General features: G+C 58.5%; 14 protein-coding genes. 7 read left to right on the top strand and 7 right to left on the bottom strand.

What is annotated here, in order from left to right; translation table 11 throughout:
• Positions 1 to 60 precede the first annotated feature (60 nt).
• The 3 genes from BK670_RS08420 to secB are packed head-to-tail and all read left to right on the top strand — an operon-like array spanning position 61 to position 1,273.
• Positions 61 to 474, top strand: a complete 414-nt coding sequence (locus BK670_RS08420) for a rhodanese-like domain-containing protein (RefSeq protein WP_016986346.1) — start codon at positions 61 to 63, stop codon at positions 472 to 474.
• A gap of 1 nt (position 475) precedes the next feature.
• On the top strand, positions 476 to 730 hold the full coding sequence (grxC, locus tag BK670_RS08415) for a glutaredoxin 3 (protein ID WP_064585543.1): 255 nt from the start codon (positions 476 to 478) through the stop codon (positions 728 to 730).
• A 57-nt stretch (positions 731 to 787) separates the two neighbouring features.
• On the top strand, positions 788 to 1,273 hold the full coding sequence (gene secB, locus BK670_RS08410; protein WP_007909233.1) for a protein-export chaperone SecB: 486 nt from the start codon (positions 788 to 790) through the stop codon (positions 1,271 to 1,273).
• Between the two features lie 124 nt (positions 1,274 to 1,397).
• On the opposite strand, the gene BK670_RS08400 is transcribed toward secB, so the two are convergent.
• Complete coding sequence (locus BK670_RS08400; RefSeq protein ID WP_123449393.1) at positions 1,398 to 1,853, bottom strand: tRNA (cytidine(34)-2'-O)-methyltransferase; 456 nt, start codon at positions 1,851 to 1,853, stop codon at positions 1,398 to 1,400.
• On the opposite strand from BK670_RS08400, the gene BK670_RS08395 reads away from it, so the two are divergent.
• Both BK670_RS08395 and BK670_RS08390 read left to right on the top strand, forming a co-directional pair.
• Positions 1,852 to 2,292, top strand: a complete 441-nt coding sequence (locus BK670_RS08395; RefSeq protein ID WP_123449392.1) for a hypothetical protein — start codon at positions 1,852 to 1,854, stop codon at positions 2,290 to 2,292. The two genes, BK670_RS08400 and BK670_RS08395, sit on opposite strands and share 2 nt — an antisense overlap.
• Positions 2,293 to 2,476: 184 nt before the next feature.
• Positions 2,477 to 4,954 carry a leucine-rich repeat domain-containing protein gene (locus BK670_RS08390; RefSeq protein WP_123449391.1) on the top strand — a complete coding sequence of 826 codons (2,478 nt, stop codon included), beginning with the start codon at positions 2,477 to 2,479 and terminating at the stop codon, positions 4,952 to 4,954.
• 541 nt (positions 4,955 to 5,495) lie between these two features.
• Here BK670_RS08390 and ntrC read toward each other — a convergent pair.
• The 5 genes from ntrC to glnA form a co-directional block, all read right to left on the bottom strand.
• Positions 5,496 to 6,932 (bottom strand): nitrogen regulation protein NR(I), encoded by a 1,437-nt coding sequence (gene ntrC / locus BK670_RS08385; RefSeq protein ID WP_007961729.1) that lies wholly within the window; start codon positions 6,930 to 6,932, stop codon positions 5,496 to 5,498.
• On the bottom strand, positions 6,929 to 8,014 hold the full coding sequence (glnL, locus tag BK670_RS08380; RefSeq protein WP_007909240.1) for a nitrogen regulation protein NR(II): 1,086 nt from the start codon (positions 8,012 to 8,014) through the stop codon (positions 6,929 to 6,931). The genes ntrC and glnL overlap by 4 nt, the downstream gene beginning before the upstream one ends.
• 231 nt (positions 8,015 to 8,245) lie before the next feature.
• Positions 8,246 to 8,869: a DUF4124 domain-containing protein gene (locus tag BK670_RS08375; RefSeq protein ID WP_123449390.1), complete on the bottom strand. Its 624-nt coding sequence runs from the start codon at positions 8,867 to 8,869 to the stop codon at positions 8,246 to 8,248.
• Complete coding sequence (locus BK670_RS08370) at positions 8,866 to 9,378, bottom strand: DUF4124 domain-containing protein (RefSeq protein ID WP_123449389.1); 513 nt, start codon at positions 9,376 to 9,378, stop codon at positions 8,866 to 8,868. The genes BK670_RS08375 and BK670_RS08370 overlap by 4 nt, the downstream gene beginning before the upstream one ends.
• A gap of 286 nt (positions 9,379 to 9,664) precedes the next feature.
• The gene (gene glnA / locus BK670_RS08365; protein ID WP_064117048.1) at positions 9,665 to 11,071 is read right to left on the bottom strand and encodes a glutamate--ammonia ligase; all 1,407 of its coding nucleotides are present in this window, start codon (positions 11,069 to 11,071) and stop codon (positions 9,665 to 9,667) included.
• Between the two features lie 327 nt (positions 11,072 to 11,398).
• Here glnA and thiI point away from each other — a divergent pair, with 327 nt between their 5' ends.
• Together thiI and typA are read left to right on the top strand one after the other, a co-directional pair.
• Complete coding sequence (gene thiI / locus BK670_RS08355) at positions 11,399 to 12,853, top strand: tRNA uracil 4-sulfurtransferase ThiI (protein ID WP_123449387.1); 1,455 nt, start codon at positions 11,399 to 11,401, stop codon at positions 12,851 to 12,853.
• A 139-nt stretch (positions 12,854 to 12,992) separates the two neighbouring features.
• Positions 12,993 to 14,813, top strand: a complete 1,821-nt coding sequence (gene typA / locus BK670_RS08350; protein ID WP_123449386.1) for a translational GTPase TypA — start codon at positions 12,993 to 12,995, stop codon at positions 14,811 to 14,813.
• A 190-nt stretch (positions 14,814 to 15,003) separates the two neighbouring features.
• Here typA and BK670_RS08345 read toward each other — a convergent pair whose 3' ends face one another.
• Positions 15,004 to 15,441, bottom strand: a complete 438-nt coding sequence (locus BK670_RS08345) for a YkgJ family cysteine cluster protein (protein ID WP_025110918.1) — start codon at positions 15,439 to 15,441, stop codon at positions 15,004 to 15,006.
• Between the last annotated feature and the right edge of the window lie 58 nt (positions 15,442 to 15,499).

Raw genomic sequence — 15,499 nt, 5'->3', positions numbered from 1 at the left:
TGGCCGACCATAGTGGCTGTGTATACTGGCCGACATTTTAACGCCCTGGAACCTCCTTCGATGGTTGCTCACCTGATTGAATTTGCCACTAACCACTACATTCTTGTCGGTATCTTCGTCGTACTGCTGGCTCTGCTGCTGGCGCACACGATGCAGGGCGGCGGTAAAAGCCTGAGCACCGGCGAGCTGACCGCACTGGTCAATAAAGATGCAGGCGTGGTGGTGGACATCCGTCCGGCCAAGGATTTCGCTGCTGGCCACATCGTTGGCGCGGTGAACATTCCCCAGGACAAACTGGCTGCGCGCGTCGCAGAGCTGGAGAAACACAAGGCCAAGACCATCATCCTGGTCGACGCCCTGGGCCAGACCGCCGGCACCCACGCCCGCGAGCTGATGAAATCCGGCTTCACCGCCGCCAAGCTGTCCGGCGGGATCTCCAGCTGGAAAGGCGACAACCTGCCGCTGGTGAAGTGAGATGAGCGAAGTCATCGTCTACTCCAGCGATTACTGCCCTTATTGCGTGCGAGCCAAGCAGTTGCTCGTGAACAAAGGCGTGGCCTTCGAAGAGATCAAGGTCGATGGCAAGCCGCAGATTCGTGCTGCCATGAGCCAGAAGGCCGGGCGTACGTCCGTGCCGCAGATCTGGATCGGCGACAAGCACATCGGCGGTTGTGACGATTTGTATGCCCTGGAGCGCGCCGGCAAGCTCGACGCGCTGCTCAAGGCCTGAACGGCTGCACCCACGTACAGCACTCCCTAAAAGACCCAAGATCGATAAGGATCTGAGATGACTGACCAACAGAACACTGCAGCCAGCGAAGAAGAAACCGCACCGCAATTCTCCTTGCAGCGCATCTACGTACGCGACCTGTCCTTTGAAGCCCCGAAAAGCCCGGCGATCTTCCGCCAGCAGTGGGATCCGGCGGTCGCTCTGGATCTGAACACTCGCCAGAAAGCACTGGAAGGTGATTTCTACGAAGTCGTGCTGACCCTGTCCGTCACCGTGAAAAACGGTGAAGAAGTTGCGTTCATCGCTGAAGTGCAACAGGCCGGTATCTTCCTGATCAAGAACCTGGACGCGGCTTCGATGAGCCACACCCTGGGTGCGTTCTGCCCGAACATCCTGTTCCCGTACGCGCGCGAAACCCTGGACAGCCTGGTGACCCGTGGTTCGTTCCCGGCACTGATGCTGGCTCCGGTGAACTTCGATGCTCTGTACGCGCAAGAGCTGCAGCGCATGCAGGAAAGCGGCGAGACGCCAACCGTTCAATAAGACGGTTCAGCAACACCCCATGTGGGAGCGAGCCTGCTCGCGAAGAGGGCGTGTCAGATGACAGTTTTGTCGACTGATACACCGCTTTCGCGAGCAGGCTCGCTCCCACATTTGTTTTGCGGTGTTACTTGAAGTCGTTCTGGCGCCAGGCTTCGTACACGGCCACCGCTACGGTGTTGGACAGGTTCAGGCTGCGACAGCCCTCGCGCATCGGCAGGCGCAGGCGTTGTTCCGATGGCAGAGCGTCGAGCACTTCCGGCGGCAGGCCACGGCTTTCCGGGCCGAAGATGAACGCATCGCCAGGAACAAACGCGGCATCATGAAATGGTCGCGAGCCTTTGGTGGTGAACGCAAACAGTCGTGGGTTGCCCAGGCTTTCCAGGCAGCTGGCCAGGTCCGCGTGACGTTGCAGCGTGGCATATTCGTGGTAGTCGAGACCGGCGCGGCGCAGGCGCTTGTCGTCCATCTCGAAGCCCAGCGGTTCGATCAAATGCAGGTGGCAGCCGCTGTTGGCGCACAGCCTGATAACGTTGCCGGTATTCGGCGGAATTTCTGGTTGAAAAAGGATGACGTGAAACATGCACGGCTCCGAAGGTAAAGATGAGCGGCATTCTACGCCGCCTGTGGACAACCGTTCGAAACTATTCCCGCGCGTGATCGGTTCGCTGGCGATTGTCGGACTGATGATTGGCTTGATGATCGGCCGCCTGACCACGCCGGATCCGAGTGTGTTGCAGGGGGTCGAGGTCAGCGAAAGCGGGCTGGTGCTCTGGTTCAACAACGAACCGAAGCTGCACGGTGAGATCATCGATGGCACGCTGGCGCTGCTGTTTCAGGCCGAAGGTCGGGCGCAGAAGGGCCAGCTCAAGCTCAACGGCAAAGACGTGAACTGGCGTACGCGAGCGAGTGACGGTGGGTTGTTGTTGACGGTGCTCGCAGCGCGGCCGCTGCAGGGGGACTGGGCCGGCAGCAAGGTCGACGAGCGTTGGCGGCTGGAAATCCGTCTGCGCGAGCGCTAGCTGGGCGTTACGTTTACAGCTGTCCGCTCCGACGCGCTTTAGCGTTCTTTCCCACAGAACCTATCCACCTTTCCGATCTTCACCCAAGTCCTGCGCACGCTATCGTTCGCCCCTTCAATCGGCAGGATGCCGACACCCAGCGTCTGTTGCACCACGACAGCGCCGACTTTTCAAGGATGAAAATATGCCAGTAAAACCACCTCGCGGTGGCAGCATCCGCTTGGATACGGATGTTCAAACGCTCCCGAATCGAAGTTCGGACAAAGAAGTCACACAGACGGACAATCCCGTCCGCGATGGCACGGCCTCTTGGGTTCGCCTCGATGATCCGAGACTGCGCAGCAGCTCACCTGGCGGCGATGCAGGCCCGGATACGATCCTGCCGGCGCCGGTGATCGATGTTCGTCCGGCACTGCTCCCTGCTGCAATCCCTCCCGTCATAGACCGGTCGCTGAGGACATACCGGATAACGTCAGCGACCGTGCTGCCTGACGCTGATGGCGAAGGCTTCAGAATGCACAAAAATCGCCGTTATGTGGATGTACCTGACAGTGGCCTTGTTCTCGTCGGGGTGGATCCGGACACGGGATGGTATCGCGCTCGACTTCCCAACGAGTTACTCCCCTCCGGCCCATGGATGTTGCACGACATCGAGAGCGGCATCTGGCATCCGCACAGCGACTTCAGCACACGCACCAGTCCCCTGACCGCCGCAAGTCTGGAAACCTTTCGTACCGGGCTGGATGTCAGCGGCGCAGAACCAGGCAGCGATGGCGTGATACGTCACGCTGGCAAGCTCTATGTGGTTATCCATGAACAGGCGTATCAGGTGATGCAGGATCTTGATGCGTCCCGCCCGGAATACAAGGTTTGGCGCCTGGTCAATCCCAAGGATCCCGTCGCTACTGACAGCGCGAACCTTTACCGCGCCAGCCTTGGCGGCGAAACCCGGGCGATCACCCGGAGCGAGCAGAACACCTGGGTTGCCATTCTCACAGGTTTGCGCGGTGGGATGGACGGCGGTGCCGGTGCATCGGCAACCGCCAACCCGTTCAACTTTCATCGCCCCTGGCTCACCGGTGCGGGAGCCTCAGGGGGGCAACCACCGATCCTTGTTGCGACCACGCGGGCGCAGGTCAAACGCTATTTTGCTGACGCGACGGATCAACATGCCGATGATTTCATTGCGCGATTTGGTGAAGCGGACGTGGCAGAAGTGGAACTCAAGCGGCTTCAGCTTGAGTTTCCTCAATTGAACCGTGAAATCACTGCCTGGGAGACGGCCTATAAAGGCAAGGACAGTGCAGAGCGCAGTCGCCGACTGGCCATAGGTGGCAAGATGCGCCGGTTGTTCAAGTGGCAGGGAGAGAACTCTGAAAAAGTTTACCGTGACGGGCGGCTGCTCGGTTTCAAGCTTGAACTCGACCTGGGTGGTCGAGGAAATCTGGCGCTACCAGGTTTTTCGATTCCACTCAGATCCGTAGTCTCTCTTGGCCTGGAGGGAAGTCCCTCGCGAAGTCTGGGAGATTTATTCTCGATGCTCTCCCATATTGAATCCCTCGAAGTACGGAGATTCAGGGGCAAGAGCAATGAACTGCTAGCTGAAATCGATAAACTCCCGGCGTTGAAAGTCCTGGCGATGCAGGAATCCACACTCTGGTTGCCGTCGATCAATCTTGAACATTTCACGCGACTGACCCGTTTGCACGAGTTGAGCCTGACGCACTGCAGTCTCTGGCCGAGTCTTTCGGTGCGCGGTATGACCGAATTGCGAGTCTTGCGCGCACGCTCCTGTGGTTTACTCAGTCCGCCTGTCGGCCTGGGTGATATGCCCGCGGCGTCACGGCTACAGGTGCTTGACCTGTACCATAATCCTGAACTGACAGATGCGCCTGATGTGAGCCACATGTCCGGGTTGCGAGAATTGAATCTTGCCAATACTTACATATCCTCGCCGCCGCTCGGGCTTGGTCTGCCTGGCGGTCCGTCGCGACTTGAGGTACTGAATTTATCGGAAAGCCGGCTTGCTGCGGCGCCCTCACTGCAGGGAATGACAGCGTTGCGGGAGGTCGATCTCAGCAGTACTCCTATAAGAGGCTTCCCGGACGGCGTCACATCCGAGATTCCCAGGACACGTTTGGATCTGTCCTATACCTGGATCAAATCGATACCCGAAACCGTTGAGCTGAGAAAAGGTTTTGACCTGAGTGGCAGCCCCATTACCGCCCCCGCTTCTTTGCGGCGACTGCTAGCTGCGCGTCGGCAGACAGGCACCGATATCTGGCTGGGACAAATCCAGGCTGATCTGGGGATCGATCATTGGATGCATCAGGTTCCCCAGACGCAAAGCGCTGGAAAAGTTGCCCTGTGGGATTCATTTGTCATGCAAGCGAACTCGACGATGATCGAACAAATCAGAAACCTGGTTCGCACGCCGGAATTTCAGGTTGAGCGCCTGCTTTTGCAGCGCCGGGTCTGGTCGTTTATTGAAAGCTTCCAAAAGGCTAGCCTTGGTGAGCGAGGAAGTTTGCTGGATATTGCGGCGACTGAACCCAGCCCCGGAAGAATGCTGGAAAGGCTGGAAGAGGAAATAACGAGGTTTGACCCTACGTGGCAAAACCAGCCCCCACATCATGTGCCCAAGCGGCCGCGGTTCGAGTGAGGTCGGGAGGCGTTGCGATGTAAAAGCGGGAATCCCTGACCTGCCTGTATCAGGGTTCCCAAAACGGGGTGGACCTCGCTTGCAGCGGCGATCCGGTGTAAAGAGGGAACCCCCGGCCTGCCTGTACCAAGGATCCCAAAACGGTGGGCTCGTCGCGTTGCGGTATGAGCCCGATGTAAAGAGGGGATTCCCCGGCCTGCCTGTACCAAGGTCCCCGAAAGGGTGGGTGAATCGAATCACCTGTGAGAGGTATTGCAGGGGGCGTGCCAGGTTTTAATTCGTTGAAACAAAAAAGCGTATGAGAAACACGAAAGCCCCGGAATTCGGGGCTTTCGTGTTTTTGATGTTGAGATTTTTCAGCGTTTTTTACTTGTGATTTGAGCTTCAGGTTGTGCCCGGTTGCGGTTCAACGTGCATTAAGGTGGTGCACGCCGGCCCCAAAAGCATCGCGAGCAGGCCCACTACTACAGTTGGAATGCATTCCTCTGTAGGCGTGAGCCTGCTCGCGATTGGATCTTCCTGTCAGCAAAGAACCCAGGGGTTAACCTTCATCCCCCTCATCATCATCTCCACCATCAACCTTCATCCCCAATTCCTTGATCTTGCGCGTCAGGGTGTTACGCCCCCAACCCAACAAAACGGCGGCATCGCGACGACGGCCGGCGGTATGTTTCAAAGCCGTCTCGATCATGATCCGCTCGAACGCCGGCACCGCACTGTCGAGCAGGCTCGACTGGCCACGCGCCAACGCCTGATCGGCCCACTGACGCAGTGCCTGCTCCCAGTTGGTCACCGGCGCCGAGTCCTGCGGCAGGCTCAACAGCTCCGGCGGCAAGTCGCTGATGTGCACTTCGCGGCCGGATGCCATCACCGTGATCCAGCGGCAGGTGTTCTCCAGCTGACGCACGTTGCCTGGCCATGGCAGGTTTTTCAGGTATTCCTCGGTCTCGCTCTTCAGCAGTTTCGGCTCGACGGCCAGTTCCTGCGCCGCGCGGCTGAGGAAGTGCTTGGCCAGGGTCGGGATGTCTTCACGACGATCCGACAGGCGCGGGATGTGGATACGGATCACGTTGAGACGGTGGAACAAGTCCTCACGGAATTTACCGGCGTGCACCAGGGTTTCCAGGTTCTGGTGGGTCGCGGCGATGATCCGTACGTCGACCTTGACCGGCACATGCCCGCCGACGCGATAGAACTCGCCATCCGCCAGCACCCGCAACAGGCGCGTCTGGGTATCGGCCGGCATGTCGCCGATTTCATCGAGGAACAGCGTACCGCCGTCAGCCTGTTCGAAGCGGCCGCGACGCAGATTGGCTGCGCCGGTGAACGCGCCTTTCTCGTGGCCGAACAGCTCGGACTCCATCAGATCCTTGGGGATCGCTGCCATGTTCAGCGCAATGAACGGCGAGGCCGCGCGCGGGCTGTGGCGGTGCAGGGCGTGGGCGACCAGTTCTTTACCGGTGCCGGATTCACCGTTGATCAGCACGGTGATGTTGGAGTGACTCAAGCGGCCGATGGCGCGAAACACTTCCTGCATCGCCGGCGCTTCACCGATGATTTCCGGGGTGCGGGTCAGTGCCGGCACGACTTCCAGGCCTTGCTGTTCCTGCGCATGTTGATTGGCGCGTTTGACCAGTGAAACCGCCTCGTCAACGTCGAACGGCTTCGGCAGGTATTCGAACGCGCCGCCCTGATAGGAGGCGACAGCGCTGTCCAGATCGGAGTGAGCGGTCATGATGATCACCGGCAGCCGTGGGTGCTGCTCGCGAATCCGCGCCAGCAGGTCCAGGCCACTGGCACCCGGCATGCGAATGTCGGAAATGATCACGTCGGGCTGCTGACGGGCCAGGCGACTCATCACGCCATCGGCGCTGTCGAAGCTCTGCGTGGTCATGCCTTCCTGCTGCAAGGCTTTTTCCAGAACCCAACGGATAGAACGGTCGTCATCGACGATCCATACGGTTTCACTACGGCTCATGTCGATGTGGCTCCTTGTTCCAGTGGCAGAAAGATCGAGAACGTGGTGTGGCCTGGATGGCTGTCACACTCGATCAGACCCTGGTGCTGGCTGATGATGTTCTGGGTAATGGCCAGGCCCAGCCCGGTACCGTCCGGGCGACCGCTGACCATGGGAAAGAAAATGGTTTCCTGGAGTTCCGCAGGGATCCCCGGCCCGTTGTCGATGATCTCGATCTTGGTTACCAGGCGATGGCGGACGTGGCCGATAGTGAACTGGCGCATGGTCCGCGTACGCAGGCTGATACGGCCCAGGCGCAGCTCGTTCTGGCTGCTGATCGCCTGCATCGCGTTACGCACGATGTTCAATACGGCCTGGATCATTTGCTCGCGGTCAATCAGTACGTCGGGAATGCTTGGGTCGTAATCACGCACCAAGGTGATGCAGCCTTGGCTTTCCGCTTCGACCAACTGGCAGACGCGCTCGAGCACTTCGTGGACGTTGCACATCGCCAGCGACGGCAGTTTGTTCGAGCCGAGCATGCGGTCGACCAGATTGCGCAGGCGGTCGGCCTCTTCAATGATCACGTTGGTGTAATCGCGCAGGCTGTCTTCCGGCAGCTCGCGGGCCAGCAGTTGCGCGGCGCCACGGATGCCGCCGAGGGGATTCTTGATCTCGTGGGCGAGGCCGCGCACCAGCATCTTGCTGGTTTCCTGTTTGGATAGCTGAGCCTCTTCCTTGGTGATTCGCAGCAAGCGGTCACGCGGATGGACTTCCAGCAGAAGCATGGTCGCGCCGTTGCTGAGGATTGGCGTCACCGCATAATCCACGGTCAACGTCTGACCGGTGAGCGCAGTGAGCATCGCTTCGCGCTTGGTGAACGGATGCGCCTGTTCGACCGCCTGACGCAGGGAGTTCAGCGCCTCGGTGGATTCGGTGAACAGTTCGCTGATGAACTGCCCATGGCTGCGCTGCCCGCTGATGGCAAGCAGCATTTCCGCCGCCGGGTTCATGTACTCGAGGCGCAATTCAGCGTCGAGCAGGATCGTGGCGGTGGTCAGGTTGTCGAGCAGCAAACGGTGGATTGCGTCGCTAATGGTCATCGGAGCCTCTTTTGGGGGCGGAGCGTGCGCAACAAGCAAGCATCGGTATCGGGAAAATGCAAAAACCAAACCAAGGCTCCGAAAAGAAGCGTTTAACCCGTGAAACAGGCGTTTGACGCTCGTTTGCGTGGCACAGGGCCAGCTTTCACGGGTAGTTTCGAACCAAAATGGGTTGGAATGTGAGTAGGGTGCAAGCTATTGCACCAATATAGTGCGCAAAGCTGAACAGCGTTAGAAGAAACGCAGGAAGGGGTTTTTCGGCTCGGGCGGTTTGTCTTTCAACGGGCATTCCGGGCGGACGCCGTAATCGTCGGTGGTGCAGGGTTTGACCTGGCGTTTTTGTGCGAGGGAGATGCGCAGCATGTGGAAGGGCTGGTTGGCGGTGCGTTCGACGGTGCGGCCTTCGGCGTCGAGGATTTCCACGGACAGGTTGTGGCTGCCACGGTCGATGTTGCTCAACGGGAACACCGGGCTCAATCCCGGTTCGCCGGTGGGCTGGCCGTCCAGCAGCAGGCGATAGCGATGACCTTTTTGCAGGCTGGGTTCGCTGGTGACGCTGACGATGATTTCCCCTGCACTGCTGCGAATCGTGGCATCGGGTTCGGGCACCAGAATGCGCAGCATGTCGTAGTGGAACAGCGGTTGTTCCGGAGGTTTTTTTGCCGTGGTGATTGGTGCGCTGGCCGTCGGGTTTGCGGACATGCGATTGCTGGTCGCAATAGGTACGCGCTTTGCGTTGCCGCGCGGCTGATCGGTAAACACGCGATTGCCTTGGGCGTCGGTGTAGGTGAAGACCTCTGCCGAAGCTTGCAGCGTCATCAGTGCCGACAGGACGAACAACCACGCGCGGATCATGGCTTGTGCACTCGCTGCACGCTGAGGGCTACTGGCGGACTTTGCTGGATGATTGTCTGCCCATCAATCACCTGTACCGCAAGACGATGCTCGCCGCGATCTACGTTTACCAGTTGCAGGATTGGCACGTTGCTCGGCTGACCGTAAGGCTCATCGTCCAATACCAGCCTTAATTGATGCGGTGCTTGCAGGCGCGGCTTGATCAGCACATTGACGGTGAAGGTGCCGTTGTTGGCGCGCAGGGCTTCTTCGGTCGGCAGGCCGGCCAGTTCGAGAATGTCGTAGGCATTGCGCGCAGGTTGACGGTTGTCGGCTTCCACCGCGGGTGGCGCACTGGGTGCTTGCGGCTCGACACGATTGAGCGGCGGCAACTCCACCGTTTGCGCCTGCACGCCGTCCGGCGAGTGATCGCTGTAGACCGTGTTGCCGTTGGCATCGGTGTACTTGTAGATCTGCGCGGCGGCGGGCAGGGCGATCACCAGCAGTATGTAAAGAAAGGTGCGACCCATGAAATCGACCGGGATTGAAAACGATGGGGTGCAGCATAGGACAGTCGCGGCAGTTGGCCCAACCCGGCACACATCCGGTGATCATTCAGACGTCACAAATCCCCTGTGGGAGCGAGCCTGCTCGCGAATGCGGTGCGTCATTGACAGTGATAGTGACTGATGCGAAGCCTTCGCGAGCAGGCTCGCTCCCACAGGGATTTGTGTTGCGCCATAAATCGCGGGCAATAAAAAAGGCCTCCCGAAGGAGGCCTCTTTTTGTCACGCCGCGTAGCGCAGCGCTACCGGATCAGCAGCTGTAGTACAGCTCATATTCCAGTGGGTGTACGAAGGTACGCACCTTGATTTCTTCTTCGGATTTCAGCGCGATGTAAGCGTCGATGAAGTCGTCGGAGAACACGCCGCCCTTGGTCAGGAACGCACGGCCTTTATCCAGTTCTTCCAGAGCTTCTTTCAGGCTGCCGCAAACTTGTGGGATCTCTTTCGCCTCTTCAGGCGGCAGGTCGTACAGGTTTTTGTCAGCGGCATCGCCTGGGTGGATCTTATTCTGGATACCGTCCAGGCCGGCCATCAGCAGTGCGGCGAAAGCCAGGTACGGGTTAGCAGCCGGATCCGGGAAACGTGCTTCGATACGACGGCCGCGTGGGCTGTTGACGTAAGGAATACGGATCGAGGCGGAACGGTTGCGAGCCGAGTAGGCCAGCATGACCGGAGCTTCGAAACCTGGCACCAGACGCTTGTAGGAGTTGGTGGCCGGGTTGGTGAAGCCGTTCAGTGCTTTACCGTGCTTGATGATACCGCCGATGAAGTACAGGGCGGTTTCGGACAGGCCGGCATAGCCTTCGCCAGCGAAGGTGTTCTTGCCGTCTTTGGCGATGGACATGTGGACGTGCATGCCCGAGCCGTTGTCGCCGTACAGTGGCTTCGGCATGAAGGTCGCGGTGCGGCCGTATGCGTCGGCAACGTTGTGAACAACGTATTTCAGAGTCTGAACTTCGTCAGCTTTCTTCACCAGGGTGTTGAACTTGACACCGATTTCGTTCTGACCGGCAGTCGCCACTTCGTGGTGGTGAACTTCAACGGTCTGGCCCATCTCTTCCAGTGCGTTGCACATGGCAGTACGGATTTCGTGGTCGTGGTCGAACGGCGGAACCGGGAAGTAGCCCCCTTTGACGCCTGGACGGTGACCCTTGTTACCGCCTTCGATGTCCTGGTCGGACATCCACGAACCTTGTTCGGAGTAGATTTTGAACATCGAACCGGAGATGTCCGACTTGAACTTCACTTCGTCGAAGATGAAGAATTCAGGTTCTGGACCGGCGAAGACGGTGTCACCGATACCGGTGGTCTTCAGGTATTCCTCGGCGCGGTGAGCAATGGCGCGTGGGTCACGATCGTAACCTTGCATGGTCGACGGTTCGATGATGTCGCAGACCAGGATCAGGGTCGCGTCTTCGGTGAACGGGTCGAGAACGGCAGTTTCGTCGTCCGGCAGCAGGATCATGTCGGAGGCTTCGATGCCTTTCCAGCCAGCGATGGAGGAACCGTCGAACATCTTGCCGACTTCGAAGAAGTCGTCTTCCAGCGCATCGCGAGCCGGCATGGTCACGTGGTGCTGAGTGCCTTTGGTGTCCGTGAAGCGCAGATCAATCCACTTGACGTCATGATCTTTGATGAGTTGAACCGACTTCGACATAGTGTCCTCCGGGTGAATTAGGGCGGGTAGTGGATGCCCTTAATAGTGGTGATGCCGGCGCGAATACTCTGCCAAGGCAACCTGCCTCACAAGGGAGCAAATTGCATGCCAGTGCCCCAGCATGGGTTTTTTGCCCCAAATTCACGCTTATCTTGCTGCAAGGCGCCTCAAAACGGAAATTCTCGCCCTTTAATGTAGCGTCACAATCTGTAAATGACCCGTTTTGGTGCGCACAAAACCTTCTGCACATTAACTGGTTAAACCTTGAGCAATTTCCGCTATAATCCGCGCCCCCCTTTTTCGGCTGGCCGTTCGCGCGCTGTTTTCATGAAACTAATCGTAAAAGTCTTCCCCGAGATCACCATCAAAAGCCGACCTGTCCGGACGAAGTTCATCCGCCAGCTGGCCAAGAACATCCGCACCGTGCTCCGTGACCTGGACCCGGCCGTGGTGGTGAATGGTGTGTGGGACAATCTCGAGCTGGAAACCCGCGTTACCGACCCCAAAGCCTTGAAAGAGATGGGTGAGCGTCTGACCTGCATGCCGGGCATCGCGCACTTTCTGCAGATCGACGAGTACCCGCTGGGCGACTTCGACGACATCACCGAGAAGTGCAAACAGCACTACGGCGATGCGCTGGCCGGGAAGATTTTCTCGGTGCGCTGCAAGCGCGCGGGCAAGCATACGTTCAGCTCGATGGACGTCGAAAAATATGTCGGCAGCAAGCTGCGCCGTGAGTGCGGTGCTGCCGGTATCGACCTGAAAGCGCCGGAAATCGAAGTCCGTATCGAAGTTCGCGACAAACGGTTGTTTGTCATCCACAGTCAGCACAACGGCATCGGCGGCTATCCGCTTGGCGCGTTGGAGCAGACGCTGGTCTTGATGTCGGGCGGCTTTGATTCGACGGTTGCGGCTTACCAGATCATTCGTCGCGGTCTGATGACGCACTTCTGCTTCTTCAATCTGGGCGGTCGTGCCCACGAATTGGGCGTGATGGAAGTCGCGCATTTCATCTGGAAGAAGTACGGCAGCTCGCAACGCGTGCTATTTGTCAGTGTTCCGTTCGAAGAAGTCCTGGGCGAAATTCTCGGCAAAGTCGATAACAGTCATATGGGCGTCGTATTGAAGCGTATGATGTTGCGCGCGGCTTCCAACATTGCTGACCGCCTGCACATCGAAGCGCTGGTCACCGGCGAGGCGATCTCCCAGGTGTCGAGCCAGACCCTGCCGAACCTGTCGGTGATTGACTGCGTGACCGACAAACTGGTCCTGCGTCCGCTGATCGTGGCGCACAAGCAGGACATCATCGACACGGCCAACGAGATCGGCACCGCCGATTTCGCCCGGCACATGCCGGAGTACTGCGGGGTCATTTCGGTTAATCCGAAGACTGCTGCCAAACGCGGTCGCGTTGAGCACGAAGAGAAAGAATTCGACATGGCGGTGCTCGAGCGTGCGCTCGAAAACGCCAAACTGGTGCCGATCGATCGGGTGATCGACGAATTGGGCCAGGACGTACAGATTGAAGAAGTCAGCGAAGCACTGGCCGGTCAGATCGTGATCGACATCCGTCACCCGGATGCCGCCGAGGATGAGCCGCTGGAAATCGCTGGCGTAGAAGTACAGACGATGCCGTTCTACGCAGTGAACGCTCGTTTCAAGGAGCTGGATCCGACTCGCCAGTACCTGCTGTATTGCGACAAAGGCGTGATGAGTCGCCTGCATGCTCACCATTTGCTCAGTGAGGGGCATGCCAATGTGCGCGTTTATCGACCGAGCTAAGTGCCCGGGGCTGTTTGCCTGTGGCCTGCGTCACCGGCCCCCCGACACCGCCGTCAAGCTGTAACGGCCATGCCGGACACTACTGCTAATCGCTGCCAAGACTTGTCAGCAAACCGAATCCTCTGATCGAGATACACAAGTGATCGAAAATCTACGCAACATCGCCATCATTGCCCACGTTGACCATGGTAAAACCACCCTGGTAGACAAACTCCTGCGTCAATCCGGCACTCTGGAGCGCAACGAGCTCAACGACGAGCGCGTGATGGACTCCAACGACCAGGAAAAAGAGCGCGGTATTACCATTCTGGCGAAAAACACCGCCATCAACTGGAACGGCTACCACATCAACATCGTGGACACCCCGGGCCACGCCGACTTCGGCGGCGAAGTTGAGCGCGTAATGTCGATGGTTGACTCCGTTCTGCTGCTGGTTGACGCTCAAGACGGCCCTATGCCGCAAACCCGTTTCGTGACCAAGAAGGCTTTCGAAGCCGGCCTGCGTCCAATCGTGGTGATCAACAAGGTTGACCGTCCAGGCGCGCGTCCGGACTGGGTTCTGGACCAGATCTTCGACCTGTTCGACAACCTCGGTGCGACCGAAGAACAACTGGACTTCCAGGTTGTTTACGCCTCGGCCCTGAACGGTATTGCCGGTCTGGATCACACCGCCATGGCGGAAGACATGACCCCGCTGTACCAAGCGGTAGTCGACCACGTTCCGCCTCCGGCCGTTGACCGTGATGGTCCGTTCCAGATGCAGATCTCCGCTCTGGACTACAACAGCTTCCTGGGTGTTATCGGTGTTGGCCGTATCGCTCGTGGCCGCGTCAAGCCGAACACTCCGGTTGTCGCCATCGACGCCGAAGGCAAGCGCCGCAACGGTCGTATCCTGAAGCTGATGGGTCACCACGGTCTGCACCGCGTTGACGTTGAAGAAGCAGCTGCCGGCGACATCGTCTGCATCAGCGGCTTCGACGAGCTGTTCATCTCCGACACTCTGTGCGACCCGCTGAATGTTGAAGCGATGAAGCCGCTGACCGTTGACGAGCCAACCGTTTCCATGACGTTCCAGGTAAACGACTCGCCATTCTGCGGTAAAGAAGGCAAGTTCGTGACCTCCCGTAACATCAAGGATCGTCTGGACAAAGAGCTGCTGTACAACGTTGCCCTGAAAGTTGAAGAAGGCGACACCGCCGACAAGTTCAAGGTTTCCGGCCGTGGTGAGCTGCACCTCTCGGTTCTGATCGAAACCATGCGTCGCGAAGGCTTCGAACTGGCCCTGGGCCGTCCGGAAGTGATCATTCGTGAAGTGAACGGCGTGAAACAAGAACCGTTCGAAAACGTGACCATCGACATCCCTGAAGATTCGCAGGGCAAGGTCATGGAAGAGATGGGTCTGCGTAAAGGCGACCTGACCAACATGGTGCCGGATGGCAAGGGCCGTGTTCGTCTGGAGTACAACATCCCTGCTCGTGGTCTGATCGGTTTCCGTAACCAGTTCCTGACCCTGACCAACGGTGCTGGCATCCTGACCTCGATCTTCGATCGTTACGACACCGTCAAGTCGGGCCACATGTCCGGCCGTCAGAACGGCGTTCTGGTTTCGGTTGAAACCGGTAAGGCACTGACCTACTCGCTGGAAACCCTGCAGGCTCGTGGCAAGCTGTTCGTAGAACACGGTCAAGAGATCTACAACGGTCAAATCGTTGGCCAGAACAGCCGCGACAACGACCTGGGTGTGAACCCAACCAAAGGCAAGAAGCTCGACAACATGCGTGCTTCGGGTAAAGACGAAACCATCGCTCTGGTCCCACCTGTTCGCTTCACTCTGGAACAGGCTCTGGAATACATCCAGGAAGACGAGCTGTGCGAAGTAACTCCTAAGTCCATCCGTCTTCGCAAGAAGATCCTGGACGAAAGCGAGCGTACCCGCGCTGCCAAGAAAGCCAAGGCGTAATAATTAGCCCGGCTTGAAAAAAACGCCCCCGGTCGCGAGACCGGGGGCGTTTTTGTTTGTCTGGGGTTTACGCGCTGTTTGTGCCGGCCCCATCGCGAGCAGGCTCGCTCCCACAGGGGAGCGCATTCCAATGTGGGAGCGAGCCTGCTCGCGAAGGCGGCGGATCAGCCGCAGCAAATTCCAGAAGAGATCAGAACTTCTCGATTGCGCGGAAATTCTGCACTCGCTCGACTTCCTTCGGCTTGTACGCGCAATATCCCGGGCGCGGGCCGATTTTCGGGTGATTGCGGCACGTGTCGGGGCGCTTGTCATAAATGGTGCACAGGCGGCTCTTACGATCCAGGTAGTAGCAATCGTTGTTGCTCATGCGCTGGAGGGTGAAGATCCCCGACTTCTGATTGAAGCGCTCGACCAGGCCTTCCTTTTGCAGACGCTTGGCGATGTTCTTCGGCGGGTCGCCCAGTTCGAACTCGTCGACCACACCGATGCGCACCAGATCCTTGATCTTCACTTCGACCGGCAGCGTGCAGCAGCTGGACATGCAGGAACCGCACATCGGGGCCGAGTATTTGGCCCACGTATCGAGACGATCGATCTCGGCGGCGGCAATCAGGTTGGGCTTCATCATCGGGAGTTACCAGGCGTGTGTGCATCAGGGCGCGCGATCATACCGGGACTGGTGGATT

Source organism: Pseudomonas fluorescens (genome assembly GCF_003732425.1).
Classification (GTDB): domain Bacteria; phylum Pseudomonadota; class Gammaproteobacteria; order Pseudomonadales; family Pseudomonadaceae; genus Aquipseudomonas; species Aquipseudomonas fluorescens_BE.
Note: the sequence above shows the minus strand (reverse complement) of the source record. Positions and strands in the feature narration are given on the sequence as shown.